Annotated in this window: 25 protein-coding genes and 1 pseudogene; 15 read left to right on the top strand and 11 right to left on the bottom strand. The window is 66.7% G+C overall.

Annotated elements, in window-relative coordinates; all coding sequences use genetic code 11:
• Positions 1-96: 96 nt before the first annotated feature.
• Genes NFW30_RS18175 through NFW30_RS18165 form a run of 3 tightly spaced genes read right to left on the bottom strand, consistent with a single transcriptional unit; the run spans position 97 to position 2,455 of the window.
• Positions 97-1,476 carry a sensor histidine kinase gene (locus NFW30_RS18175; protein ID WP_363322125.1) on the bottom strand — a complete coding sequence of 460 codons (1,380 nt, stop codon included), beginning with the start codon at positions 1,474-1,476 and terminating at the stop codon, positions 97-99.
• A complete protein-coding gene (locus NFW30_RS18170; protein WP_295350778.1) occupies positions 1,473-2,144 on the bottom strand; it encodes a response regulator transcription factor in 672 nt (223 codons plus the stop codon). The genes NFW30_RS18175 and NFW30_RS18170 overlap by 4 nt, the downstream gene beginning before the upstream one ends.
• A complete protein-coding gene (locus NFW30_RS18165; RefSeq protein WP_295350781.1) occupies positions 2,144-2,455 on the bottom strand; it encodes a PepSY domain-containing protein in 312 nt (103 codons plus the stop codon). Before NFW30_RS18165 ends, NFW30_RS18170 begins: the two co-directional genes overlap by 1 nt.
• Before the next feature lie 214 nt (positions 2,456-2,669).
• Between NFW30_RS18165 and NFW30_RS18160 the strand changes: the two genes are divergently transcribed.
• From NFW30_RS18160 to NFW30_RS18140, 5 genes are all read left to right on the top strand, one after another.
• Positions 2,670-3,044 (top strand): DUF1924 domain-containing protein, encoded by a 375-nt coding sequence (locus tag NFW30_RS18160; protein WP_295350846.1) that lies wholly within the window; start codon positions 2,670-2,672, stop codon positions 3,042-3,044.
• A gap of 42 nt (positions 3,045-3,086) precedes the next feature.
• The gene (locus NFW30_RS18155) at positions 3,087-3,617 is read left to right on the top strand and encodes a diheme cytochrome c (protein WP_295350784.1); all 531 of its coding nucleotides are present in this window, start codon (positions 3,087-3,089) and stop codon (positions 3,615-3,617) included.
• 218 nt (positions 3,618-3,835) lie between these two features.
• Complete coding sequence (locus tag NFW30_RS18150) at positions 3,836-5,143, top strand: ferric reductase-like transmembrane domain-containing protein (protein ID WP_295350787.1); 1,308 nt, start codon at positions 3,836-3,838, stop codon at positions 5,141-5,143.
• 306 nt (positions 5,144-5,449) lie between these two features.
• Positions 5,450-5,719 carry an AbrB/MazE/SpoVT family DNA-binding domain-containing protein gene (locus NFW30_RS18145; protein ID WP_295350790.1) on the top strand — a complete coding sequence of 90 codons (270 nt, stop codon included), beginning with the start codon at positions 5,450-5,452 and terminating at the stop codon, positions 5,717-5,719.
• Entirely contained in the window at positions 5,716-6,120 is a 405-nt protein-coding gene (locus NFW30_RS18140; protein ID WP_295350792.1) for a type II toxin-antitoxin system VapC family toxin, read from the top strand. Before NFW30_RS18145 ends, NFW30_RS18140 begins: the two co-directional genes overlap by 4 nt.
• On the opposite strand, the gene NFW30_RS20125 is transcribed toward NFW30_RS18140, so the two are convergent.
• From NFW30_RS20125 to NFW30_RS20115, 3 genes are read right to left on the bottom strand one after another with little or no spacing between them, the layout of a single operon-like run.
• On the bottom strand, positions 6,095-7,693 hold the full coding sequence (locus NFW30_RS20125; RefSeq protein WP_363322124.1) for a DUF559 domain-containing protein: 1,599 nt from the start codon (positions 7,691-7,693) through the stop codon (positions 6,095-6,097). The genes NFW30_RS18140 and NFW30_RS20125 overlap by 26 nt on opposite strands.
• Positions 7,621-8,187 carry a DEAD/DEAH box helicase family protein gene (locus NFW30_RS20120; protein WP_363322123.1) on the bottom strand — a complete coding sequence of 189 codons (567 nt, stop codon included), beginning with the start codon at positions 8,185-8,187 and terminating at the stop codon, positions 7,621-7,623. Before NFW30_RS20120 ends, NFW30_RS20125 begins: the two co-directional genes overlap by 73 nt.
• Positions 8,184-9,092 (bottom strand): hypothetical protein, encoded by a 909-nt coding sequence (locus tag NFW30_RS20115; RefSeq protein ID WP_363322122.1) that lies wholly within the window; start codon positions 9,090-9,092, stop codon positions 8,184-8,186. The genes NFW30_RS20120 and NFW30_RS20115 overlap by 4 nt, the downstream gene beginning before the upstream one ends.
• A gap of 723 nt (positions 9,093-9,815) precedes the next feature.
• On the opposite strand from NFW30_RS20115, the gene NFW30_RS18130 reads away from it, so the two are divergent.
• Positions 9,816-10,817 carry an AAA family ATPase gene (locus tag NFW30_RS18130; protein ID WP_295350795.1) on the top strand — a complete coding sequence of 334 codons (1,002 nt, stop codon included), beginning with the start codon at positions 9,816-9,818 and terminating at the stop codon, positions 10,815-10,817.
• Between the two features lie 40 nt (positions 10,818-10,857).
• A complete protein-coding gene (locus NFW30_RS18125) occupies positions 10,858-11,646 on the top strand; it encodes an alpha/beta hydrolase (RefSeq protein WP_295350798.1) in 789 nt (262 codons plus the stop codon).
• 76 nt (positions 11,647-11,722) lie between these two features.
• Here NFW30_RS18125 and NFW30_RS18120 read toward each other — a convergent pair whose 3' ends face one another.
• The 3 genes from NFW30_RS18120 to NFW30_RS18110 are packed head-to-tail and all read right to left on the bottom strand — an operon-like array spanning position 11,723 to position 14,609.
• Positions 11,723-13,162 carry a LutB/LldF family L-lactate oxidation iron-sulfur protein gene (locus NFW30_RS18120; protein WP_295350801.1) on the bottom strand — a complete coding sequence of 480 codons (1,440 nt, stop codon included), beginning with the start codon at positions 13,160-13,162 and terminating at the stop codon, positions 11,723-11,725.
• Entirely contained in the window at positions 13,159-13,827 is a 669-nt protein-coding gene (locus NFW30_RS18115; RefSeq protein ID WP_295350804.1) for an LUD domain-containing protein, read from the bottom strand. The genes NFW30_RS18120 and NFW30_RS18115 overlap by 4 nt, the downstream gene beginning before the upstream one ends.
• Positions 13,824-14,609, bottom strand: coding sequence for a (Fe-S)-binding protein (locus tag NFW30_RS18110; protein ID WP_295350807.1), 786 nt, complete (start codon positions 14,607-14,609; stop codon positions 13,824-13,826). The genes NFW30_RS18115 and NFW30_RS18110 overlap by 4 nt, the downstream gene beginning before the upstream one ends.
• Positions 14,610-14,878: 269 nt before the next feature.
• Between NFW30_RS18110 and NFW30_RS18105 the strand changes: the two genes are divergently transcribed.
• Positions 14,879-15,631 carry a GntR family transcriptional regulator gene (locus NFW30_RS18105; RefSeq protein ID WP_295350809.1) on the top strand — a complete coding sequence of 251 codons (753 nt, stop codon included), beginning with the start codon at positions 14,879-14,881 and terminating at the stop codon, positions 15,629-15,631.
• Positions 15,632-15,653: 22 nt separating this feature from the next.
• Here NFW30_RS18105 and smpB read toward each other — a convergent pair whose 3' ends face one another.
• Complete coding sequence (gene smpB, locus NFW30_RS18100; protein WP_295350812.1) at positions 15,654-16,100, bottom strand: SsrA-binding protein SmpB; 447 nt, start codon at positions 16,098-16,100, stop codon at positions 15,654-15,656.
• A gap of 77 nt (positions 16,101-16,177) precedes the next feature.
• Between smpB and NFW30_RS18095 the strand changes: the two genes are divergently transcribed.
• Complete coding sequence (locus NFW30_RS18095; RefSeq protein ID WP_295350848.1) at positions 16,178-16,621, top strand: type II toxin-antitoxin system RatA family toxin; 444 nt, start codon at positions 16,178-16,180, stop codon at positions 16,619-16,621.
• Entirely contained in the window at positions 16,614-16,928 is a 315-nt protein-coding gene (locus tag NFW30_RS18090) for an RnfH family protein (protein WP_295350815.1), read from the top strand. The genes NFW30_RS18095 and NFW30_RS18090 overlap by 8 nt, the downstream gene beginning before the upstream one ends.
• A gap of 10 nt (positions 16,929-16,938) precedes the next feature.
• On the opposite strand, the gene NFW30_RS18085 is transcribed toward NFW30_RS18090, so the two are convergent.
• Entirely contained in the window at positions 16,939-17,397 is a 459-nt protein-coding gene (locus tag NFW30_RS18085) for a DUF4124 domain-containing protein (RefSeq protein WP_295350819.1), read from the bottom strand.
• Between the two features lie 62 nt (positions 17,398-17,459).
• Between NFW30_RS18085 and guaB the strand changes: the two genes are divergently transcribed.
• The 5 genes and pseudogenes from guaB to NFW30_RS18060 form a co-directional block, all read left to right on the top strand.
• Positions 17,460-18,917 (top strand): IMP dehydrogenase, encoded by a 1,458-nt coding sequence (guaB, locus tag NFW30_RS18080; RefSeq protein ID WP_295350823.1) that lies wholly within the window; start codon positions 17,460-17,462, stop codon positions 18,915-18,917.
• A gap of 58 nt (positions 18,918-18,975) precedes the next feature.
• Positions 18,976-20,541, top strand: coding sequence for a glutamine-hydrolyzing GMP synthase (gene guaA / locus NFW30_RS18075; RefSeq protein ID WP_295350826.1), 1,566 nt, complete (start codon positions 18,976-18,978; stop codon positions 20,539-20,541).
• Between the two features lie 393 nt (positions 20,542-20,934).
• Positions 20,935-21,495: a hypothetical protein gene (locus NFW30_RS18070; protein WP_363322121.1), complete on the top strand. Its 561-nt coding sequence runs from the start codon at positions 20,935-20,937 to the stop codon at positions 21,493-21,495.
• A 790-nt stretch (positions 21,496-22,285) separates the two neighbouring features.
• Positions 22,286-22,911 (top strand): annotated as a pseudogene (ycaC, locus tag NFW30_RS18065) (isochorismate family cysteine hydrolase YcaC).
• Between the two features lie 79 nt (positions 22,912-22,990).
• On the top strand, positions 22,991-23,525 hold a 535-nt coding region (locus NFW30_RS18060), incomplete at its 3' end, for an antibiotic biosynthesis monooxygenase (protein WP_295350829.1).

Here is a 23,525-nt window from a genome sequence, read left to right as displayed (position 1 = left end):
GGCAGCGCGCAGCGCATCGGCTCGGCAGCCAGAAGCAGGCACGGGGCACGCGTGGCGATCGACCGGGTAACGAGGCCCGATCTGTCCCTGAGCCGTTCAGCCATTGGCCGGCAACAGGAGCGTTGCGCGCAATCCCCCGAGCGGCGATCTGGTCAGCGACAGCCGACCGCCATAGAGGTGAGCCAGTTCGTCCACGATCGCCAGACCGAGACCGGCTCCCGGCACTCGCTGATCGGCACGTACACCGCGCCGCAAGACACTCTCGCAGTGCTCTGCCGCGATACCGTCGCCATCGTCATCGATGTCGATGCGAATGCCGTCTGCGGACCTGGACACGTCAATCACAACCCGCCGCCGAGCCCACTTGCAGGCGTTGTCCAGCAGGTTGCCGAGCATCTCCTGCAAGTCGTGCAGTTCCACGCGGACACCCCAAGCAACGGTCGGCGGTTCCATTTCGAGTTTCAGCTCGCATCCGGCGTGAAGTTGGCGCATCGTTCGCATCAAGCCGTCGAGCGCTGCCGGCAATGAGGTGTTGAGCCCCGGTTGGCTGACCGCGGCTGCCGCCTGTGCTCGCGCGAGGTGGTAGTCGACCTGGCGACGCGCGACCCCGACCTGCTCTGCGACCAGCCGTGCAAAATCATCCTGCCGCGCATTCGCGGCGTTGGCGAGCACACTCAGCGGGGTCTTCACGGCATGTGCCAGGTTGCCGGCCTGCGTTCTCGCCCGTTCGACGATGCTGCTGTTCTGGGCCAGCACGCTGTTGAATTCCTCGACCAGCGGAGCGATCTCGGCAGGATGGTCGTCCACCAGATGCTGCGCCTCGCCCTTGCGGATCCGTTCCAGGTCTTGCCGGAGGCGGCGCAGCGGCGACAGGCCGACGCCGACCTGGACCAGCACGGCGAACGCCAGGCCGAGCGCCAGGACGCCGAGCGACAACCACAGCGCGCCCTGGAAACGGGCGACCGGTTCGTCCATCTGCGCCTCGTCGGCGGCAGCGATCAGCCGGAATCGATGCGGCGTACCGTCGGCGCCGTCCTCGATGGCGATCGTCCGTTCGGCCATGCCGAGCATGCGCCCCTGCGGCCCGGCGATGCGGTGTTGGTGCACCTCGCCGTCGGCAGGCGTGTCCTGCGGCACGACCAGCACGCGATCCCACAGCGAACGCGAGCGCAGGACGCCGGCGCCGACGCCCCCGACACCAACGACGCCATCGACCTGCCAGTAGGAGCCGGAATAGGGACGGCTCAGGCGCGGGTCGCCGAGCGGCAGGGCGAGGCTGGCGCGACCTTCGGCGTCGAGGGTGAGATGCGCCGTCAGCTGGTCGAGCTGGGTGCGCAGTTCGGCGTGGAACTGCCCTGCGACGTGGTCGCGGAACAGGTTGCCGAGCGCCCAGCCGGCGGCGACGATGGTCACCGTGATCCACACCAGCGTGCCGGCGACCAGGCGAATGCGCAGCGAGCCGCGCCGGCGCATCATGTCGGCCCGCCTGGCGCCGCCAAACGATAGCCGAGTCCACGCACGGTCTCGATCATGCCGGCCGGCAGCTTCTTGCGCAGACGTGCGATGAAGACCTCGACGGTGTTCGAGTCGCGGTCGAAATCCTGCGCGTAGATGTGCTCGACCAGATCGCTGCGCGAGATCACCTCGCCCTGGTGGTGCATCAGGTAGGCGAGCACGCGGAATTCGTGGCCGGTCAGCGCCAGCGTCTGGCCGTCCGCCAGCACGCGGCCGATGCGCGTGTCGAGCACGAGCGGGCCGCAGGCGATCTCGGCGCTGGCGTGGCCGCCGGCGCGGCGGATCAACGCCCGCAGTCGCGCCAGCAGCTCTGCCATGTGGAAGGGTTTGGCCAGGTAGTCGTCGGCACCGGCGTCGATGCCGGCCACCTTCTCGTGCCAGCTGTCGCGCGCGGTGAGGATCAGCACCGGCATCGTGCGGCCGGCGGCGCGCCACTTCTTCAGGACGGTGATGCCGTCCATGCGCGGCAGCCCGAGGTCGAGAAGGACCGCATCGTACGTTTCGCCGTCGCCGAGGAAGTGGGCGTCGATGCCGTTTTCGGCGCGATCCGCGACGTAGCCCGCCGCCGCCAGCGCCTCGACCAGTTGCGCCTGCAGCGTCGGCTCGTCCTCGACCACCAGAATGCGCATCAATGCTTCTCCCTGTCCTTTTCGCGCGAGCGGCTGCCGAGCACCGTGCCGTCGCGCGCGTCGACCTTGAGCCGGATCAGCGCGCCGCCGCGCTGCAGGAGCTTCAGCTTGTAGATCCAGCGCGCATCGCGCTCACGTTCCAGCTCGACGTCGATCACCTGCCCCGGATGACGCTGCTCGACGCGCTCGAGCACCCGCGCCAGCGGCAGGATCTCGCCCGCCTCCAGTGCCTGCCGGGCGCGGTCGTGGTCATGGTCGTCGCTGGCGTGGGCGACGGCGGGCAGAGCCAAGCACCAGGCGGCGCAGGCCAATGCTCGCCAGTGAGAGGAGAACGCTGGGGTCATTCGCGTGGCGGCAGTCGTGGTCGAGGGCTCATTTCTATCCTGGTCGAGCTTAACCGAAGATGAACGCACGGTTCAGCCTTCGTTCAGCCGTCGGCTGTCATCGTGGCGTCATCATCCGAGCGAAAAGGAGTTCGCCATGAAGCCGATCACCGTCCTGCCCGTACTCGCCGTGGCTCTCGTCATGGCCCTGCCCGTGGCCGCCGCCGGCCCGCGCGACGACCAGCTGGCTGCCTACGCGGCAGCTGCCCGTGCGGCCAACCCGGCCTTCTCCGGCTTCTCCGCAGCGCGCGGCAAGACCCTGCACAGGCAGAACTTCGCCGGCGGCAAGCCGGAGTCGCCGGCCTGCACCGCGTGCCACGGCAACGACCCGCGCGGTGCCGGCCGCACGCCGGCCGGCAAGGTCGTCGAGGCGATGGCGCTGTCCGCTTCCCCGGCACGTTACAGCGACCCGGCCAAGGTCGAGAAGTGGTTCAGGCGCAACTGCAACGAAGTGCTCGGTCGCGAATGCACGCCGCTCGAGAAGGGCGACTGGCTGGCATTCATGCTCACCCAGTAGGCCGCGATGCCACCGCTCTCCATGGACAGGAAGGAACCCGTCATGAACCCGAAACCTCTGGATACGGCCCGTGCGTTGCCGCTGCGTCCGCTCGTCCTCGGTGCCGTCGTGCTGGCTTTCTCGGCCATCGTGCTCGGCCGCGCGCAGGCCGGCGGCAGCCACTACTTCCCGCCGGTGGCCGATCCTCTCGTCAAAGAAGAGTGTGGCGGCTGCCACATCGCCTTCGCGCCGTCGATGCTTCCGGCTGCTTCCTGGCAACGAATGATGGCCAGCCTGAAGGACCACTTCGGCGACGACGCCGCGCTCGATCCGGCTGTCGCCGCGAAGATCGGCGAGTATCTGGTGAGCAATGCCGGTGACCGCGGCGGCCGGCGTTACGGCGACAAGCTGCTGCGTGGCGCCATGGGGACGACCTCGCCCGCCAGTGCGCCGCTGCGCATCACCGAACTGCCGAAATGGCTGCGCGAGCACCGCAAGGTGCCGGACTGGGAGTGGAGGCACCAGGAAGTGCGCACGCGCGCCAACTGCACCGCCTGCCATGCCGATGCGTCCAGGGGCTACTACGACGACTGATCGCCCGCCGACGACCCCATCAACACCGATCCGTGGCCGGTGCTCCGGCCGCTACGAATGGAGGACTCCATCATGACGAACGGCGCGGGATACCCCTTCGCAGGTGCCTGCCACCGACGGCGTGCGCGCGCCGGTATGCAGCAAGCGCCGCTGCCGCGACGACCTGCCGACCCCGCCGGCCACGACTGCGCCGGCGCCGGTCCGCTGAGGAGCCTGCGATGAAGATCCTGCTGGCGGGACTCTGCATGCTGGTACTCGCCGTCTGGGGCTGGGATGTCGGGCAGGCGACCTTGCCCGCGACAGCGCATCCGTGGTGGATCGCCCGCCAGGAACTGCTCTACCTGAGCGGCCTGCTGTCGCTCGCCCTGATGTCGCTGGCGATGCTGCTCGCGACGCGTCCGGTCTGGCTGGAGGCGCCGCTGGGGGGCATGGACCGCATCTACCGGACGCACAAGTCGGCGGGTATCCTCGGCATCGGCCTGGCAGCGGCGCACTGGCTGGTCGAGATGGGCGACGACATCCTCAAGTCCGTGATCGGACGCGAGGGGCGTCTGCCGAAGGAAAAGTACGCCGGCTTCATCGAAGTCCTGCGCGACCTCGCCAAGGACATGGGCGAATGGGCGATCTACGCCGTGCTGCTGATGCTGGCGGTCACTCTGTGGCGCCGCTTTCCCTATCGCGCCTGGCGCCTCGTGCATCGCGCCATGCCGGTGCTCTATCTTGTCCTTGCCTTCCACGCCATACTGCTCGCCCCGCGCGACTACTGGCAGCAGCCGGCCGGCGCGCTGGTCGCCGCGCTCGTCGCGGCCGGCAGCTACGCTTCGTTCCGCGCGCTGGCCGGCGGCATCGGCCGCACGCGGCGCCACGCCGCCACGCTCGTCACCATCGAGCAGGCGGCGCCAGAGGTGACCAGCGTGCGCTGCCGCGTGGACGACGACTGGCCCGGCCATCGCCCCGGCCAGTTCGCCTTCGTCACCTTCGATGCGCGCGAGGGCGGGCATCCCTTCACCATCGCCAATCCTGACGGCGGCGACGGCACGCTCGGCTTCCAGATCAAGGCGCTCGGGGATTACACCGGCACGCTGGCGCGACGACTGGCGGTCGGCCAGCCGGTCAGCATCGAAGGCCCCTACGGCTGTTTCGACCTCGACCGCTGCGACCCGCGGGCGCGACAGATCTGGATCGCCGGCGGCATCGGCGTGACGCCCTTTCTCGCCTGGCTGGAAGCCCTGTCGCGCAGGCGCGCCAAATCGCCCGTCGCCGAAATGCACTACTGCACCCGCGACGGCGCCACCGATCCCTTCGTCGGCCGGCTGCAGGAGCTGTGCGTGCAACTGCCGTCTGTCCGCCTGACGGTGCACGACGCGCGCGCCGGCGACCGACTGCAGGCCGAGGCGCTGGGCGATGCGGCGGGCGCCGAGGTCTGGTTCTGCGGGCCGAGCGGGCTCGCCGAGACCCTGCGTGCGGGACTGGTGCGCCTGGGCCGGCGGCAGCGCTTCCATCAGGAAGCTTTCGACATGCGCTGACCCTGGTGCATGCGATTTCGCGCCTGCACGGACACATGCCCGGCCGGCCCTGGCACGCTGCAGCAGAAACCACGATGATTCACCCCACGAGTGGGATGGGAGATTCAACCGAACCAGCGTCGACAAGCGACTGGCTCGACTGGACCGGTCGCGCCGATTCGCCATCGCTCGCTGGCGCAAGAGTGTCAGGTTCGCGCCAGCGACCGTGACCGGGCAACTCGACCATCCGGCGACGATTCCAACACCTCGATGGCGCTGTCAGGGTGTATATTCTTACGCTCCGTCTTACCCGACCGACTACTCGCCATGGAAACCGTCAAGCTTTCGACCAAGGGCCAGATCGTCATCCCCAAGGGCATCCGCGACATTCACCATCTTGCGCCGGGCACCGAATTCGCCATCAGCTTCGTCGGCGAGGAGATCCGGCTCAAGCCCCTGCCCGCGTTCCCCCCCGCCAGCGTCGCCGACGGCCTGGGTTTCCTGGCGAAGGCTGGCCAGCCCTCGCTGAGTGAAAGCGAGACCGAGGCCGCCGTTACCGCCCAGTTACTGGCAGATGACGAGACGACGAAAGGATGATCGCCCTCGACACCAACCTCCTGGCCCGCTACCTGCTGAACGACGACAAACCCCAGGCCCGCGCTGCGGCGAGGCTACTTTCCGGCAAGGAAGACTGTACCGCCCCTCCCACCGTGCTGCTGGAACTGGCCTGGGTGCTCAAGGCGAATGGTTGCAGCCGGGAGGACATTGCCCGCGGCTTGCGGCTTCTGTTCGGCCTGCCCAACTTCCGCCCCCTGCAATTCGAGGCCGTCTGCCGCGCGCTCGACTGGTTCGATCGCGGCATGGACTTCGGCGACGCCCTGCACCTGGCACTCTCGGCACCGGCCAGCCGCTTCGCCACCTTCGACAAAGGCTTCGCACGCCAGGCCCAAGCCCAGGGCGCGAGCGCGGAAGTCATCTTGATTGACGAGGGTTCATGACTTCGAGTCCCAAAGGCGGAGAAATGCAGAATCCGGCCCGACTGCTCTTCGCGCATCTGCAGGCCCTGCTCCCGGAGGTTGCTGAGGAAACATGCTTGCAGTGCGTGGTGGGCGGAAATCCGCGGCGGCGACATTCCGCCCGACGCAGGAGCACACCGGAGTGGGCGATGACGCGCTGCGCCTGCAGGCGAACCTGTGGTCCGGCAAAATCGAGATGTTTGCCGACATCCTCGGCGAGAAAGCGCAGCACAACGTAGCCGTTCTTCTGCAGCAACGCATCCTTGCGCCGGTCGCGGCGGTGGGCTTCGCGGTCGGCCAGGTGCTGCGGGCCATCGATTTCCACCGCCACCCGCTCCGCAGCCGCCAGCAGATCGACCTCCATTCCGCCACGCCCGTCGAAGGGAATCGGCAATTCGACGTTGAGACGAAACTTGCCGGCGGTGTCGGGAAGCGTCTGCAGGCGCCGATGGAGGAAGGCTTCGCTGGCACTGCGCGCCCGGTCGGCACCGGTCGACTCCGGCTTGAACGTGCAAGCGACGTCCGCGAACAGCTCGCCGAGCGGCGCGTCCACCCCATCGCGCAGCAGGCGCTGGAGGCTGGCGGCGTAATCGCGCTTCCATTCCACTTCGACCGGCAACGGCACCTCCGGCGGCCAGCCGGGCACCGCGCTGGCCGGCAGCAGAATGGAGTACCCGACCGCTTCGTAGCCCTTGCAGCGCCGGTCGAACATCCGCGCCAGCATCGGCACATTGAGATCGGCGTAGTCGTAGATGCGGACCTCCCGCTTGCTGTCGTGCAGGCGATGCAGACGGCCGGCATACTGGGCAATCGTTCCGCGCCACGAAACCGGCAGCGTCAGGAGCAGGGTGTCGAGACGAGCGTCGTCAAATCCCTCGCCGAGGTAGCCGCCGGTCGCCAGGACGACCCGTTCTTCGCTCTCAGGGATGGCCACCCGTCGCGCGCGCGCATCCTGCAATTGCCGCCTGCCCATGCCGCCGCGCAGGACCACGAGGCGGCGCGCGATCGGCGACAGTCGCTCGGCCAGTCGTTCGATATGACCGGTTCTCTCGGTCAGCACGACCGGCGAACGTCTCTCACGAACTGCCGCCGCAACGTCGTCGACGATCAGCCGATTTCGTCTTTCGTCGGCGACCAGATCCTCGCAAAGATCATGGAACTGGACGCGCAGGTCGGGGTTCCCGGCGCCGGGCGGACGGAAAGCCGTCGGACGCACCCAGACATTGTGGCTGAAAGGTCGCTGTGCTGCCTGTTCGCGCTCGCTGACTCGATGGCGGACCGGTCCGCACTGCATGAAGACCATCGGGTGGTGCCCGTCCTTGCGGGTCACGGTCGCCGACAGGCCAAGGACATACCGGGCCTTCGCCCGCCGGACCAGCTGCTCGAAGCTCGATGCCGGCAGGTGATGGCATTCGTCCACGACCAGATGCCCATATTGCCCGACGCGGTCATCGACCACGCCGGCGCGGACGAGGCTCTGGATCAGCGCCACGTCGAGCGTGCCGTTCGGCCTGTTGCGGCCGCCGCCGATGCGGCCGATGGCCTTGGCCGGCAAGCCCAGGAAGCTTGCCAGTCGTCGACCCACTGCTCCAGCAGTTGCTGGCGGTGCACGAGCACCAGCGTGCTGACGCCTCGCCTGGCGATCAGCCACGCCGCGACGACGGTCTTGCCGAAAGCGGTGGTCGCCGCGAGAACGCCCTGGTCGCGGCCGGCCAGGGCCCTCGCGGCGACCGCCTGCTGCGGCCGCAAGGTGCCGTCGAACGTGACGCCCAGCGGCACGCCGGGGTGGCGCTCGTCGCGCACGATGCACTCGATCCCGAGGCTGCCGAGCAGATCCTGGACTTCGTCCAGGCAGCCGCGTGGCAGACCGATGTGCAGCGGATGCTCCTCGGCGCAGGAGATCACCCGTGGCAGGCCGAAGGTCGGCAGGCGCATCGCCTGCGCCCGGTAGAACTCCGGATTCTGGAACGCCGCCAGCCGCAGCAGACGATTGCGCAAGGCGGCTGGCAAACCCTCCCTGGCGAGATAGATCTCGTTGCCGAAGATCAATTCCAGTCTTCAGGCAAAGGCCCGACGATCGACGCTTCGGCTCGGCAGCGCGAGGGCGGCGCGGTCCATGGTTCTGCGTCGCCTTCCTGGTCTTCGTCGAGCGCGGGAAAGCGAACTCCCACGACGCGGCCGCGTTGCTCGGCGGAGCGGACGATGGACTCTGCCTGCGCATGGGTGATCCTTCGCATGGTCGAGAGAAACGCCCACTGATCCGGCCAGGGAAGCAAGCGTTCGTCGAGGAACACGCTGTCGTCGCTCTCCCGCGGGCGCTTCTGCAGCGGCAATGCGATCAGGTTGCCGAAACCGCCCTTGGGCAGGGCGTCCTGGTTCGGAAACAACCGGTCGTACGAATCCAGCCCGACTTCCGGTCGTCGTTCCATCGTCTCGGTGAGGATGTGCGCACCGAGCTTCCTCGCCAGAACAGCCGGCAGGACCTCGGCGAAGAACAACCACAGGTGGCCGCCGTTGCCCGAGCGCGATCGCTCGACCGCTGCCGGCAGCCCGAATCGTCGGCAGGCCTCGCGAACGGCACCGATGTCTACACGCCAGCCCTCCTTGTCGAAGTCGATGGCAAGAAAGACGCAGGTCTCGTCGAGCAGCATCGGGTAAAGGCCAACGACGAACTCGCGACCACGCTCGTCTCGGCCCGTCAGCTGCTGGCGAATGGTTTCGTCGCTCAGCGGCAGGAATCGCCGACTGGGGCAGTCCTGGCACCTGACCGCCCGTTCGTCGCACAGCCCACGCGCCCACTCGTTCGCGCAGGCGGGGCCGTAACCCGTCTTGCCGGTGCGCAGGCTTGCGAAACGGCGCGCATAGAGGTCGTCCCGGCCCCGGAAGAGCGACCGGAACAGGGTGATCTTGGCGACTACGTTGGAGTGCTGCGTGACTGCGGCATCGGCGCTCATGGGGTGAAACGAACGGCCATGGGCAACCCTGACGAGGGTTGGTGCCCCGTTCGCGGGTGGTCAATCGGGTTTGCGCGCAGCACCGCCAGGCCCGGGAGCCCTGCAGTTCCGGACTGGCGGTTTATGTCGTTTGCCGGGAGCGTATGGTCATCCCTGCGAAAGCGGGAATGACGGAACTCCAGGACGGTTTGTGGTGGCAACGCCTGGAATTCGCCTTGTCACACTCGGTCCAGGTCTAAAAAGCGAGTTTCATATACTGTCACCGAATTGCGGAGTGATGCCGGCGCGTGGTCCGCCGCTGTGGGAGATGCAGGACAGTGGATCGGACGCCATCGATCCGCAAGCACAACCCGCACCCGACTACGGCTTCGATCAGCGCATCGCGTGGTAGGGCACAAGACGAACAGACGCGCTCGTCCGCGGCGGCTCAAGGCGAGTCGAAGTCTGGAAGACCGCTTGCGAGCTCATCCCGAGCTGCGGGCGAAGACGGAGTCGTTGTTGGCGGTGGTCGATCGAGAACGCGGCCGGCGATGCCAGGAAGGCGGCGGAGGCGGAGCGGCGGGTGACGGCAAGACCAGCCGGGCCCAGTTGTTTGCGCCAGAGCTGCCCGCCCGCCGCCATTTCACCGTAAGATAGCCAAGAGATGGCGATTCGAGACCGGGGGGCCCGCCCGCCGCCGGCGAATCGTCGAATGACCATCATGCGCATCCGGGGTGCAACAGCTTGCTCGCCAGAGAAACGACACCCAGCAGCATCGTCAGGTACCTCGACGAGTACGTCATCGGCCAGGATGAGGCCAAGAAGGTGCTCGCCGTCGCGGTCTATTCGCACTACCGCAAGATCGCCACCCTGCGCAATGAGCAGGGGACGATCGCCAAGAGCAACGTGCTGCTCGTCGGCCCCTCGGGAACCGGCAAGACGCTGCTCTGCGACACCCTGTCGCGCCTGCTGAAGGTGCCTTTCGTCACCGCCGACGCGACCTCTCTGGCGCAGACCAAGTACGCCAACGAGGAGATCGAGGCGGCGCTGCAGCGGCTGCTCGACAAGGCCGATGGTTGCATCGAGGACGCGCAGCACGGGATCGTCTTCATCGACGAGATCGACAAGCTGCGCTCGCCGAACGCGGCGGCGGGCAGCAGTTCGGGCGAGAGCGTGCAGCACGCGCTGCTCAAGATCATGGAGGGCTCGCCGGTCAAGCTGAAGGACAACCGCTACATCGACACGGCAAACATCCTGTTCATCTGCGGCGGCGCCTTCGTCGGGCTCGAAAACATCATGGCGCGGACGCATGGCTTCGGTTTCATCGCCACCTCGGCCGACGACAACCAGAACATCCTCGACCGGCTCAACAAGCGCGTCAAGCCGACCGATCTGTTCGAGTTCGGACTGATTCCCGAGTTCACCGGTCGCCTGCCGGTGATCGCCCGGCTGCACGAACTGAGCAAGCCGATGCTGGTGCGCATCATGAGCACGGCCCGGAATTCGATCTACCGCCAGTACATCGAGATCTTTCGCGACGAAGGCGTCGAGCTGAGCATCGGCCCGCGAGTGTTCGAGCAGATCGCCGAACTCGCCATGGAGTACAAGACCGGCGCACGCAGCCTGCGTGGCATCTTCGAGGAACTGATCACGCCGATCCTCTACCTGATTCCTGACAACCCGGGGATCTGCAAGGTTGAAATCTCCTCACTGTTTGAAGACGCCCGCTATTTCCGGCGCAAGTGACGACTGCCAGGTGTCTGCCGGCGCCCGGCGCTGGCCGGGCATGCGTGCCGTCGCCCTCTGCATCCTGTCCTATCTGCTCGCCTGCACGGGAATCGCCATGTTCCAGAATCATCTGCTCTACTTTCCGCAGCGCGCCGGCCTCGGTGAGATGACCGCCGGCGGCCTCGCTCCCTGGCCGAGCGGCGAGGACTTCCGCGGACTGCTGGCCGAACCGTCCGGCCCGGCGCGCGCGACGGCGATCGTCTTCCACGGCAATGCCGGGCACGCCGGCCACCGCCAGTTCTACAGCGATGCTCTGGTGCCGCTCGGCCTGCGCGTGATCCTCGCCGAGTATCCGGCCTATGGACCGCGCGCTGGCGAGCTTGGCGAGGCGAGCCTGGTGGCCGATGCCGAAAGGACGATCGCTCTCGCGCATGAACGTTACGGCGGACCACTCCTGGTGATCGGCGAATCGCTCGGGGCCGGCGTGGCAGCGGCCGCCAGTGCCCGGCAACGCGAAGCGATCGGCGGCCTGCTGCTGTTCACGCCGTGGGACAGGCTGGAGCATGTCGCCAGCCACCACTACCCGCTCCTGCCGGTCAGGCTGCTGCTGCGCGACCGCTATGACAGCAGCAGCCATCTCGCCGACCTGCGCCGGCCGGTGCTGGTCGCCGTCGCCGTCGATGACCGCATCGTCCCCGCGCGTTTCGGCCGCGCGCTGTACGATGGGCTGCCACAACCCAAGCGCCTGGAGCTGATCGAGGGAGCCGATCACAACGACTGGTTCTATCGGCTCGACGAAAAGTGGTGGCGACAGGCGATCGATTTCCTGCTCACCGCGCGCGACTGATCGCTGCCGCGGATTCAGGCCGCGGCGTCGACAGCCGGCCGCCGGGCGGCTGCACCGTGGAACGGTCCAGGCACGCTCAGCGCCGTGTCCTCGCCGCCATCTCCTCGTGCAGCGTCCTTCTGGCCGGTCGCAGCGGCGTTCGGCTCTGCGTCCATCCCGACTGGCGCGACGGCGTCAGCACGCGCAGGCGGGTCGCCAGCCAGCCGAAAGCACGGTAAAGCAGCGGACGGGTATAAAGCGCGGCCCAGCCTGCCCAGACGGCATCCATCAGGAGATTGCGCGCCGCCCCCTGGCCGAGCAGCGGCTGCTGCCCGAGGCGCGCGTCGTGCTGCGCTTCGCCGCGCAAGCGGACCAGCAGCTCGGGAATCGGGATGCGGACCGGACAGACTTCGCCACAGGCGCCACAGAGGCTGGAGGCGGTCGGCAGGACGTGCGTCGCCGCCAGTCCGAGCAGGTGCGGCGAGATGATCTCGCCGATCGGGCCCGGGTAGGTCGTGCCATAGGCGTGGCCGCCGATCCGGGTATACACCGGGCAATGGTTCATGCAGGCGCCGCAGCGGATGCACTGCAGCGTGGCGCGCAGTTGCTCGTCGGCGTAGGCCTGCGTGCGCCCGTTGTCGACCAGGACCAGATGGACTTCGCGCGGCCCATCCTTCTCCCCCGCCTTGCGCGGCCCGCTGATCAGGTTGAAGTAGGTGGTGATCGCCTGGCCGGTCGCCGAGCGGGTGAGCAGCGCGAACAGCGGGGGTACGTGTTCGAGCTTCTCGACGACCTTCTCGATGCCGGTGATCGCGATGTGCACGTCCGGCACGGTCGTACACATGCGACCATTGCCCTCGTTTTCGACCAGGCACAGCGTGCCGGTCTCGGCCACCGCGAAGTTGACTCCCGAGAGCCCGATCTCGGCAGCCATGAACTTCTCGCGCAGCACGGCGCGGCCGATGCCGATCAGCTCGTCGACCGAATCGGTGTAGCGCGCACCGGGGACCTTCTCGGCGAACAGGCGGGCGATCTGCTCCTTCGTCTTGTGGATCGCCGGCATGATGATGTGCGAGGGTTTCTCGCCGTCGAGCTGGACGATGTATTCGCCCATGTCGCTCTCCAGCGCCTCCATGCCGGCGTCGGCCATCGCATGATTGAGTTCGATCTCCTCGCTGACCATCGACTTGCCCTTGACCATCAGCTTCGTCGCATGCCGACGGGCGATGTCGATGATGATCCCGTTGGCCTCGGCCGCGGTTTCGGCCCAGTGCACGTGGACGCCGTTCTCGGTCAACCGGCGCTCGAGCAGTTCGAGCAGTTCCGGCAGGCGCGCCAGGCTGTACTTGCGAATGTGTTCGGCGAGCGCGCGCTGACGCTCGAAGGCCGGCGCGTCCGGAAACTGCGCCGCCCGCTTGCCGATCAGGAAATCCATCGCGCCGCGAAAGCTGCGGCGCAGGTGCTGGTCGGCAACCGCCGTCGCCGCGCGCTCGCGGAACTCGCTGGCGGGAACGAAGTGCAGAGGCTGTGAGTTCATGGCAGATCCTCCCCGTCGAGCAGCAGGACGACCAGTTCCTTCGGCCCGTGCGCACCGTAGGCCAGCGTCACCTGGATGTCGGCGGTCTTCGACGGCCCCGAGACGAGCAGCGCGTTGGTCGGCAGGTTGCCGCTCCAGTCCTGCGCGCCGATCGCCGCCAGCAGGTTGGCATGGATGTGGTCGGCATCGAGGAGCGCGAAGTGGATCGGCGGCACCAGCGACAACAGGCGCGGCTCGCTGGCGTCCGGCCAGATGATCAGCGTGCCGGTCTCGGCGATGCCGCCGCGGGTCGAGGTCAGGCTGGCATCGATGTCGCGAAAGAGCTCCGTCTTCCACTCCTCGACCGGCCGGTCGTAGCAGCGCAGGCCGGCGATCCCGCTGCCGGCGAGCGCCGCGGCGTGCCTCTCGCCATGCAGCAGCGAGCGCACGCCCTTCGCCAGGCACAGCTCGCGCAGCGTCGCCGGCCAGTCGTCGCGGCTGGCACGCACGACCTCGCCGCGCCAGAATGCCATCTTCTCGCAGAACAGCCGGATCCGCTCGCCGCGATCGGCGGTTCCTGCCGCAGCGCCGGCGGCCGCCTGGAAACCCCAGACATCGGGCGGCACGGGAACCGCTCCCTGGGGCGCCTGCCGCAGGCGCTGCAGAATGTGGTCGCGGGCGCTCACCGCGGTTCTCCGGCGCCCGCGCCGCAGCGCTGCCAGAGAAAGCTGGCCAGATGCTGCCCCTGCAGGCTGCCGCCCCTTTTCTGCAGCGTATGGTTGAGGTTGAGCATGCAGCCACAGTCGGCGGAAACGAAGGTCGTCGCCCCCGTCTCCTGCAGCGCATCCACCTTGTCGCCTGCCATCGCCCCCGAAATCGCCGGGTGCTTCAGCGAAAAGGTGCCGCCGAAGCCGCAGCATTCCGCTTCGTGCGCGTGGACCACGACCTCCACCGCCGGCAACTGGTCGAGCAGTGCACGCGCGTGCAGGTGCGTACCCATCTCGCGGCGAGCCGCACACGAGGTATGCAGGGCGACGCGCTCGCGCGGCCCGTGGTCGCTGAGGCGGACCCTCGCCACCTCGAGCAGGAACTCCGACAGCTCGAACACGCGATCGGCAAGCGCCTGCGCCTCGGCCTGCAGCAGCGGGTCATCGGCGAACATCTTCGGGTAGTGGTGGCGCATCGTGCCGGCGCAGGAACCGGAAGGAACGATCACCGGCCACGGCTCGGGAAACAGCCGCAACTGGGCCAGCGCAACCGCCCGCGCCTGGTCGGGAAAGCCGCTGCTGTGCGCCGGCTGCCCGCAGCAGGTCTGGTCGGCGGGAAAGATCACCTCGATCCCCTCCCGCTCGAGCAGCCGGACCGCATCCAGCCCGGCCTGCGGGCAGAACAGGTCGATCAGGCAGGTCCCGAAAAGGTACACCCGGGCCGGCTTTTCGGGATACCGGCGGTGCTCGCTTCCATCCATGACACACTCCTGCATGAAGACTGCGGCGAAAGTGGTAAGACCACTTACCGTTACCTTACGGTCGCTGCGGCCGTTTGTCAATCCTGGTCACGTCCTCGCCACATCAGGATCGGATTCATTCCCTGTCGTGCGGCTGGCCGGAGGCCGACGCGGTATGCGTTGTCCGGCATGTGGCCTGCCGACCGTCGTGCACTCACGGACAACTGGTCAGACCAGCGGCTTCCTGCAATAATCCGCTCCCGATGCCCAGAGGATCCGAGAGCCCGCGCATGACCTACAGCAAGCTGCAGCTGCCACGCATTCCCGATGCCATCGCGCATCAGCTCGAGACAAGGATCATCGAAGGCTCGCTCAAGCCCGGCGACCGTCTGCCGGCGGAACGCGAGCTGGCGCTCGAACTCGGCGTCTCGCGCCCCTCACTGCGCGAGGCGATCAAGCAGCTCGTCTCGCGCGGGCTGCTGGTGAGTCGCCACGGGGGCGGCACCTTCGTCACCGACCGACTGACGACGGCCTTCACCGATCCCTGGCAGCGGTTGCTCGAGCAGCACCCCTTGCTGCACGACGACATCCTCGAGTTCCGCCACCTGCTGGAAGCGTCCGCCGCCTCTCTGGCGGCGCAGCGGGCGACGGACAGCGATCTGCAGCGTCTCGACCAGGCGTACCTGTGCCTCGACGCGGCGTATGCCGGCAGTGACCGCAGCGCGCAGGTGGCTGCCGATGTCGCCTTCCATCTGACGATCGCCGAATCGGCGCACAACGCCGTCTTCGCCCACCTGCTGGCAAGCATCCTGCGCCTGCTGCACGAACACGTGCGCCACACGCTGCAGGAAATGTCGGTCAGCGTGGAAACCGGCCGGCAATTGATGCGCCAGCACGCAGCAATCCGCGACGCGATTGCCGGCCGCCAGGCCGAGGCTGCCCGCCTGGCGGCCGAGGCGCACATCAACTATGTCCGGCAGCGGCTGATCGACGCGGCGCAATCCGAGCAGCGACAGCAACGATCGCTGCGCCACCTGAGCTGAACGCCAGCCCGCGCCAGCTGGGCTAGACCTTGACCCGCATCAGGCGCGCCTTCTCGCGCACCCAGTCGCGCTCCTTCTCGGCCTCGCGCTTGTCATGCTGCTTCTTGCCCTTGGCGAGACCGATCTCGACCTTGATGCGGCCGCGCTGCAGGTGCAGGTCGAGCGGCAGCAGCGTGTAGCCGGCGCGCTCGACCTGGCCGATCAGCCTGCTGACCTGCCTGCCGTGCAGCAGCAGCTTGCGCGTCCTGACCGGGTCCGGCCGGACATGTGACGACGCCGCCAGCAGCGGTGTGATGTGCATGCCGAAGAGGAAGACCTCGCCGTCCCGAAGGACGACGTAGGCTTCCTTGATGCTCGCCCGGCCGGCGCGGATCGCCTTCACCTCCCAGCCCTCGAGAACGATGCCCGCCTCCAGCTTCGATTCGATGAAGTAGTCATGAAAGGCCTTCTTGTTGGCAACGATGCTCATGCGGCCGTATCTCGGTTGGGCTGGTTCCGGAGTGCTAGAATCGGTGATTCTACAGGATTCGCGAGGTGTGGCAGACGATGGCCATGGTCAAGAAGTCGGTGCTGATCGAGCATTCATCGCAACGGATGTTCGATCTCGTCGATCGTGTCGAGGACTATCCGCAGTTCCTGCCCTGGTGCAGCCAGACCCACTGCGAATTCCGTGACGAGCGGCGGACGGTCGCGACGTTGCACATCAACTACCGCAGCGTCCGCTCGCACTTCACGACGGCAAACGACAAGGAGTCGCCGTTGTGGATGAAGATCACGCTGGTCGATGGACCGTTTCGCCGCCTCGACGGGTTGTGGCGATTCAAGCCACTGACCGCCGGCGCCTGCAAGATCGAGTTCCAGCTCTCCTACGAATTCTCCAGCCGCATGTTCGAGAAGGTCATCGGCCCCGTCTTCAGCCAGATCGCCAACACCTTCGTCGAGGCTTTCATCCGCCGTGCCGACGAGATCCACGGGGCACCGCATGGCTGAGATGCTGAGCATCGAGATCATCTACGCGCTGCCGACGAAGCAGCAGCTGCTCACGCTCAGGCTACCGGCGGGCAGCACCGTGCAACAGGCCATCGACGCCTCGGGGCTGCTGCAGAAATACCCGGAGATCGACCTGAAGACGAACCGGATCGGTGTCTTCGGCAAGCTCAGCAAGCCGGACGCCATCCTCCACGACCGCGACCGCGTCGAGATCTATCGGCCGCTGATCGCCGACCCGAAGGAGGTCCGCAAGCAGCGCGCCGCTGCCGGCAAGGTGATGAAGAAAGGCGCTGGCGACGGCGAATGAGCGAGAACGGCTACTTGCAGTCGCGCTGCAGGTCGTCGCGCATCCGCGCGGTCACCTGCGCCCGCTCGCTGTCGTCGATGGGATAGCGCCCGCCCTTGCCGTCTGGCAGGAAGATGCGTTCGCCCGACTCCAGGCTGCGCAGTTGCTTGCGCGCCGCCTCGCAGTCCTCGCGCCTTCGCGCATTCGCCCGCTGCTCGTTCTCGCTCTTCTCGGCCGCATCGCGCGCCTCCTGCTGCCGCTTGCGGAACTCCATGTCGCGATCGGCCAGCGTCTTCGCCGGCGTTGCCGCCGGCTCGCTCGGCGGCGACGGTGGTGCGACCGTGTCGATCCGGCGCAGCTGCCGCACCGGACCAGACGGCGGACGATCCGAGATCACCGTCCTGTTCTGTTCATCCTGCCACTGATACACCTGCGCCTGGGCAGCAAGTGCGGTCGCCAGGGTGACAGCGGCAAGAGCAAAGCGTTTCATGGTCAGCGAGCCGTGGAGGAGCACGCTGTATAATACGTTTTTGTGACCTCGGATCAAAGGCCATGCGTGTAATCCAAAGGGCGCTGACGTTCGACGACGTCCTTCTCCTCCCCGCCCACTCGACGATCATGCCGCGCGATGTCACCCTGAAGACGCGCCTGACACGCAACATCAGCCTCAACCTGCCGCTGGTTTCGGCGGCGATGGACACCGTCACCGAAAGCCGGCTGGCGATCGCCCTGGCGCAGGAGGGCGGCATCGGCATCGTGCACAAGAACCTCAAGCCGAAGGCGCAGGCAAAGGAGGTCGCGCGCGTCAAGCGTTTCGAATCCGGCGTGCTGAAGGATCCGATCACCGTGCCGCCGACGATGTCGGTACGCGACGTCGTCGCCCTGACCCGGCTGCACAGGATCTCCGGCGTACCGGTGGTCGACGGCCAGGTCGTCGTCGGCATCGTCACCAACCGCGACCTGCGCTTCGAAACCCTGCTCGACCAGCCGGTGAGCAACATCATGACGCCGCGCGAGCGACTGGTCACCGTGCACGAGGGAGCGACCGTCGAGGAAGGCAAGGCATTGATCCACAAGCACCGCCTCGAACGGGTCCTGGTGGTCAACGATGCCTTCGAGCTGCGCGGGCTGATCACCGTCAAGGACATCATCAAGACCACCGAACACCCCGATGCGAGCAAGGATGCAGGGGGCCGGCTGCGCGTCGGCGCCGCCATCGGCGTCGGTCCGGGCACCGAGGAGCGCGCCGAACTGCTCGTCGAGGCCGGTGTCGACGTCCTCGTCGTCGACACCGCGCATGGCCACTCGCAAGGGGTTCTCGACCGCGTCCGCTGGGTCAAGAGGACCTTCCCCGACGTCGAGGTGATCGGCGGCAACATCGCCACCGCCGATGCTGCGCGCGCCATGCTCGACCACGGTGCCGACGGCGTCAAGATCGGCATCGGCCCGGGCTCGATCTGCACGACACGCATCGTCGCCGGCGTCGGCGTGCCACAGATCACGGCCATCCAGATGGTGCAGGAAGCGCTGCGGGACAGCGACGTGCCGATGATCGCCGACGGCGGCATCCGCTACTCCGGCGACATCGCCAAGGCGATCGCCGCCGGCGGCGACGCCGTCATGCTCGGCGGCCTGTTCGCCGGCACCGAGGAGGCCCCCGGCGAGGTGGAACTCTATCAGGGACGTTCCTACAAGTCCTACCGCGGCATGGGGTCGATCGGCGCCATGGCAGCCGGAGCTGCGGATCGCTACTTCCAGGACACCGCCAACCTCGACAAGCTGGTACCCGAAGGAATCGAAGGCCGCGTCCCGTACAAGGGCTCGGTGCTCGCCGTCATCCACCAGTTGATGGGCGGTCTGCGCTCGTCGATGGGCTACCTCGGCTGCCGCACGATCGCCGAGATGCACGAGCGCGCGCGCTTCGTCGAGATCACTTCCTCGGGCGTACGCGAATCCCATGTGCACGACGTACAGATCACCAAGGAAGCGCCGAACTACCACGTCGATTGAGCAGGAACCGACGACCAACGGGCGGCGGCGAGCCGCCCGCTGCTCTTGAGGCCGCAATATGTCCCACCAGAAGATCCTGATTCTCGATTTCGGCTCGCAGGTCGCACAACTGATTGCCCGTCGCGTGCGCGAACAGCAAGTGTACTGTGAGTTGCATCCCTATGACGTCGGCGAGGATTTCGTCCGCGACTTCGGCGCGCGAGGCATCATCCTTTCCGGCGGGCCGAACTCGGTCTACGAGGTCGAGGACTTCCGGGCGCCACCTGTCGTCTTCGAACTCGGCATCCCGGTTCTCGGCATCTGCTACGGCATGCAGACGATGGCGACGCAACTCGGTGGTCGCGTCGAAAGCGCGCGGCGGCGCGAGTTCGGCTATGCCGAGATGCGTGCTCGCGGCCATTCGGCGCTGTTCAGCGGCATCGAGGACCGCCGCAACGACCACGGGCACGGGCTGCTCGACGTCTGGATGAGCCACGGTGACAAGGTCACCGAGCTGCCGCCTGGATTCAGCATCATTGGCAGCAACGAATCGACGCCGATCGCCGCCATGGCCGACGAGGCACGCCGCTTCTACGCCGTGCAGTTCCACCCCGAGGTGACGCACACGCTCAAGGGGGCGGAGATCATCGGCCGCTTCGTACGCGACATCTGCGGCTGCGGGCACGACTGGAACATGCCCGACTACGTCGTCGAGGCGGTGGCGCGGATTCGCGCGCAGGTGGGCTCGGACGAAGTCATCCTCGGCCTGTCGGGCGGCGTCGATTCATCGGTGGCCGCAGCACTGATTCACCGTGCCATCGGCGACCAGCTGACCTGCGTCTTCGTCGACAACGGGCTCCTGCGTCTCTACGAGGCCGAACAGGTCCTGCACACCTTTGCCAGCAACCTGGGGGTTCGCGTCGTGCACGTCGATGCCGCGGCGCGTTTCATGTCGCAGTTGCGTGGCGTCTCGGACCCGGAGCAGAAGCGCCGGGTCATCGGCCGCGAGTTCGTCGAGGTCTTCCAGGACGAGGCCGCACGCCTTGCCAATGCGCGTTGGCTGGCGCAGGGAACGATCTACCCCGACGTCATCGAGTCGGCGGGAGCGAAGACGAAGAAGGCGCACACCATCAAGAGCCACCACAACGTCGGCGGCCTGCCCGAGACTCTCAACCTGACGCTGCTCGAACCACTGCGCGAGTTGTTCAAGGACGAGGTGCGCGAACTGGGGATCGCCCTCGGCCTGCCGCACGAGATGGTCTACCGTCACCCCTTCCCCGGCCCCGGCCTCGGTGTGCGCATCCTTGGCGAGGTCCGGCCCGAGTACGCCGACCTGTTGCGGCGCGCCGACGCGATCTTCATCGACGAGTTGCGCGCCGCCGGCTGGTACGAAAAGACCAGCCAGGCTTTCGCCGTCTTCCTGCCGGTGCGCTCGGTCGGCGTCATGGGTGACGGCCGTACCTACGAGCACGTCATCGCCCTGCGGGCGGTCGAGACACAGGATTTCATGACCGCACACTGGGCAGAGCTGCCGCACAGCCTGCTGGGCAAGGTCGCCAGCCGCATCATCAACGAGGTGCGTGGCGTCAACCGCGTGGTCTACGACATCTCGAGCAAGCCACCGGCGACGATCGAGTGGGAATGAGATGGCTTTCCCGAGCGCCCGGAGTCTTGCAGCACCCCGTTGCTTCTCGGCCGACCGGGACTGATCAGTCAGCGATCCGGTACCCGCAAGGTGAGCGCGACGTGGTGTGGTGTCCTGGGCTCATGAAGCGAGGCACCGAATCGAGAGTCGGCGAGAGGTCCGGCGAGCGAAGCGGCGCCGACACGCCAGCACCCGGCGGGCTGATGGGTTCATCCCACCGCCGTGCCACGCAGTTGAAGAGAAACGCGCTCCCGCCTGGAGCCGGCATCCTCGTCGATTGGACCTCGGCACCTGGCGGACGACAGCCGTCGAACCGCGACGCGTGATGACCCAGGACCGGACACCCAGCAGGGTCCGTACGTACGGCACCACCACCGAGACAAAGGAGTGACCATGGTGAACAGAGTTGTCGAAAAGCTGAAGGAAGAGCTTCTGGCCGTCTTGCCGCCAACCGCCTTTTTCCTGATCGCACTGCACATCATCGGCTTCGTCAGAGCGCTGATGACCCAGGGGACGGGTCTGCCGGTCACGTCGTCGGCCCAGATCGCACTCGCCGCGCTGATCATTGGCAAGGCCGTCCTGCTCGCCGATCTTTGGCCACCGATCAACCGATTCCCGGAAAAGCCGCTGATCTACAACATCGTCTGGAAAACCGTCATCTACTACGCGGTTGCAAGCTTCATCCATTACCTGGAGCGACTCTACGACTTCGCCAGGGAGGCCCACGGAGTCCTCGCGGGCAACGAAAAACTGCTGTCCGAAATCGTCTGGCCGCACTTCCTGGCGCTACAGATCATCCTCCTTGTCGTGATCCTCAACTACTGCGTCATCCGGGAACTCGGCCGGGTGCTCGGTGAAAGACGCATGCTTCGGATCTTCTTTCAGCAACCCGCCGCCGGGAGTCCATGCGGCCAGTGCCAGGGCGGTGAGTGCCTGGAGTCGAGCACCGGGTAGCTGGTGTGCGGCCAGGTACGCCAGCGCCGCGGGATTCGGGGTGTACGCATCGTGCCCGGCGCGAAGCCAGTACAGACCATCTCAAACATCCCATACCCATACCTTGGGCTTTCTCGTCGGGGTGCATCAGGAAGTCGTTGCTTCTTCGTGTGGCGGATTTTTCTGCCCTTGTGCAGTGCCATGATGGTTCGCCCTTGGTGGTTCAGCCTCTTGCTTTTGCGGGGCGATCGGACGCAGGTTCATCCGCCAAACGAGAACCGGCAACAAGGCGACAGGCGAGAGCTACGTCACCTACCGACTGGTGCGCACCGAGGGGACTGGGGGTGTTGGTGGCGGTGAGAAACCGCGGAAATCTGGCGGCGAGAGGCGCGGGTCAGCATGGCTGGGAGCGCGAACATGCCGCGCTCACAGCCATGCCGCAGCGTACCCGTCCGTCCGCCGCGTCAAGGGTTTGCTGCGCCGGGCTGGCGCCCGCCCTTGACCCGGATCCGGGACGGCAATTTTCGTGCCCGATTTCTTGGCGGCGCCAGGTTTCCGCGGTTCTTGGCCGGAGTTGACACCCCCCGCACGAGCCGCCCCCAGACCATGATCAGGTGCCAGGTTGACAGGATTGCACCGCTGGCTGCCCGATGCTCCCCCCTGAACCGGAAATCAACCAGGGCTCGCCGGACGCCGACGAAATGGTTGACTAAATCCGTCGGAATATCTAAGTTTACCAGGCCGCAACGTGGAGCGATGTTCCATCGTGGCAACGTCACCCATTCCCCAGAGTGCCAACAAGGAGAAGTACATGAGCAAGCCCTACGTCAAACTCGACAAGAACAATGCCGCCGTGCTGCTGGTGGATCATCAGGCAGGTCTGCTGTCGCTGGTTCGCGACATCGAGCCCGAGCGCTTCAACATAACGTGCTGGCGCTGGCCGATGCTGCCAAGTATTTCGGGCTGCCGACCATTCTCACGACGAGCTTCGAGGATGGCCCCAACGGCCCGTTGATCCCCGAACTCAAGGCACTGTTCCCCGATGCCCCGTACATCGCACGTCCCGGCCAGATCAACGCCTGGGACAACGCCGACTTCGTAGAAGCGGTGAAGGCCACCGGCAGGAAACAACTGCTGATCGCTGGCGTGGTGACCGAGGTATGCGTCGCTTTCCCGGCGTTGTCCGCCTTGGCGGAGGGGTACGAGGTATTCGTCGTCACCGACGCCTCGGGCACCTTCAACGAAATCGCCCGCGACTCCGCATGGAACCGCATGTCGTCAGCAGGCGCCCAACTCATCAACTGGTTCGGCGTGGCCTGCGAACTGCACCGCGACTGGCGCAACGACGTGGAAGGTCTGGGTACGCTGTTGGCCAACCACATCCCTGACTACAAGAACCTGATGACCAGCTACTTCACCTTCCAGGGCGGCAAGTAGGCTGAAAGCATGAGCAACTGGTGCCGGGTCGTCCCGGCACCAGCACCACGATGCGCAATCTTCCGTGGAGCGTGTTCGCATGAATCCTTCCCCGCCGACCGATTCGACCGCCGAAGCCGTCACCGGCATCATCGTGCATCGCCCGCGTGCCGACGCCCGCGAGGAATACGAGCGGTGGCTCATCGACATTCGCGAAACCTGCCGACGGTTCCCTGGCTACCTGTCCACCGACGTCATTCGCCCAGTGGCCAATCAGCCGAACTACACCGTGATCATTCGCTTTGCCGGCATCGAGGCGCTCAGAGCGTGGATGCTGTCCCCAGAACGTCGCGACCATCTACAGCGAATCGAGCATGCCCTGGAGCAGGCGGACCGTTACGAAATCCGCACCGGGCTGGACTTCTGGTTCACTCCACCGACGCTCAAGCCGCCCAAGCCATGGAAGCAGTATTTGCTCACACTGTCGGCGATCTTTCCGCTGACTGTGATCGTGCCTTGGGCCCTGGCACCGCTGCTGGGTGGCCTGCCCATGCTGGCGACCAAGGCGATGATCGCGGCCGTCATCGTGGCACTCATGGTTTACGTCATCATGCCGCGCTACACCAGACTGGTGT

The organism is Accumulibacter sp., assembly GCF_023806635.1.
In the GTDB taxonomy this organism is placed as follows: Bacteria; Pseudomonadota; Gammaproteobacteria; order Burkholderiales; family Rhodocyclaceae; genus Accumulibacter.
This window is presented reverse-complemented; position numbering and strand designations above follow the sequence as displayed.

Coding starts and splice junctions, on each gene's coding strand:
- NFW30_RS18175 (WP_363322125.1), bottom strand. CDS start 1,476: ATGATGCGCCGGCGCGGCTCGCTGCGCATTCGCCTGGTCGCCGGCACG.
- NFW30_RS18170 (WP_295350778.1), bottom strand. CDS start 2,144: ATGCGCATTCTGGTGGTCGAGGACGAGCCGACGCTGCAGGCGCAACTG.
- NFW30_RS18160 (WP_295350846.1), top strand. CDS start 2,670: ATGGCCCTGCCCGTGGCCGCCGCCGGCCCGCGCGACGACCAGCTGGCT.
- NFW30_RS18155 (WP_295350784.1), top strand. CDS start 3,087: ATGAACCCGAAACCTCTGGATACGGCCCGTGCGTTGCCGCTGCGTCCG.
- NFW30_RS18150 (WP_295350787.1), top strand. CDS start 3,836: ATGAAGATCCTGCTGGCGGGACTCTGCATGCTGGTACTCGCCGTCTGG.
- NFW30_RS18145 (WP_295350790.1), top strand. CDS start 5,450: ATGGAAACCGTCAAGCTTTCGACCAAGGGCCAGATCGTCATCCCCAAG.
- NFW30_RS18140 (WP_295350792.1), top strand. CDS start 5,716: ATGATCGCCCTCGACACCAACCTCCTGGCCCGCTACCTGCTGAACGAC.
- NFW30_RS20115 (WP_363322122.1), bottom strand. CDS start 9,092: ATGAGCGCCGATGCCGCAGTCACGCAGCACTCCAACGTAGTCGCCAAG.
- NFW30_RS18125 (WP_295350798.1), top strand. CDS start 10,858: ATGCGTGCCGTCGCCCTCTGCATCCTGTCCTATCTGCTCGCCTGCACG.
- NFW30_RS18120 (WP_295350801.1), bottom strand. CDS start 13,162: ATGAACTCACAGCCTCTGCACTTCGTTCCCGCCAGCGAGTTCCGCGAG.
- NFW30_RS18110 (WP_295350807.1), bottom strand. CDS start 14,609: ATGGATGGAAGCGAGCACCGCCGGTATCCCGAAAAGCCGGCCCGGGTG.
- NFW30_RS18105 (WP_295350809.1), top strand. CDS start 14,879: ATGACCTACAGCAAGCTGCAGCTGCCACGCATTCCCGATGCCATCGCG.
- smpB (WP_295350812.1), bottom strand. CDS start 16,100: ATGAGCATCGTTGCCAACAAGAAGGCCTTTCATGACTACTTCATCGAA.
- NFW30_RS18095 (WP_295350848.1), top strand. CDS start 16,178: ATGGCCATGGTCAAGAAGTCGGTGCTGATCGAGCATTCATCGCAACGG.
- NFW30_RS18090 (WP_295350815.1), top strand. CDS start 16,614: ATGGCTGAGATGCTGAGCATCGAGATCATCTACGCGCTGCCGACGAAG.
- NFW30_RS18085 (WP_295350819.1), bottom strand. CDS start 17,397: ATGAAACGCTTTGCTCTTGCCGCTGTCACCCTGGCGACCGCACTTGCT.
- guaB (WP_295350823.1), top strand. CDS start 17,460: ATGCGTGTAATCCAAAGGGCGCTGACGTTCGACGACGTCCTTCTCCTC.
- guaA (WP_295350826.1), top strand. CDS start 18,976: ATGTCCCACCAGAAGATCCTGATTCTCGATTTCGGCTCGCAGGTCGCA.
- NFW30_RS18070 (WP_363322121.1), top strand. CDS start 20,935: ATGGTGAACAGAGTTGTCGAAAAGCTGAAGGAAGAGCTTCTGGCCGTC.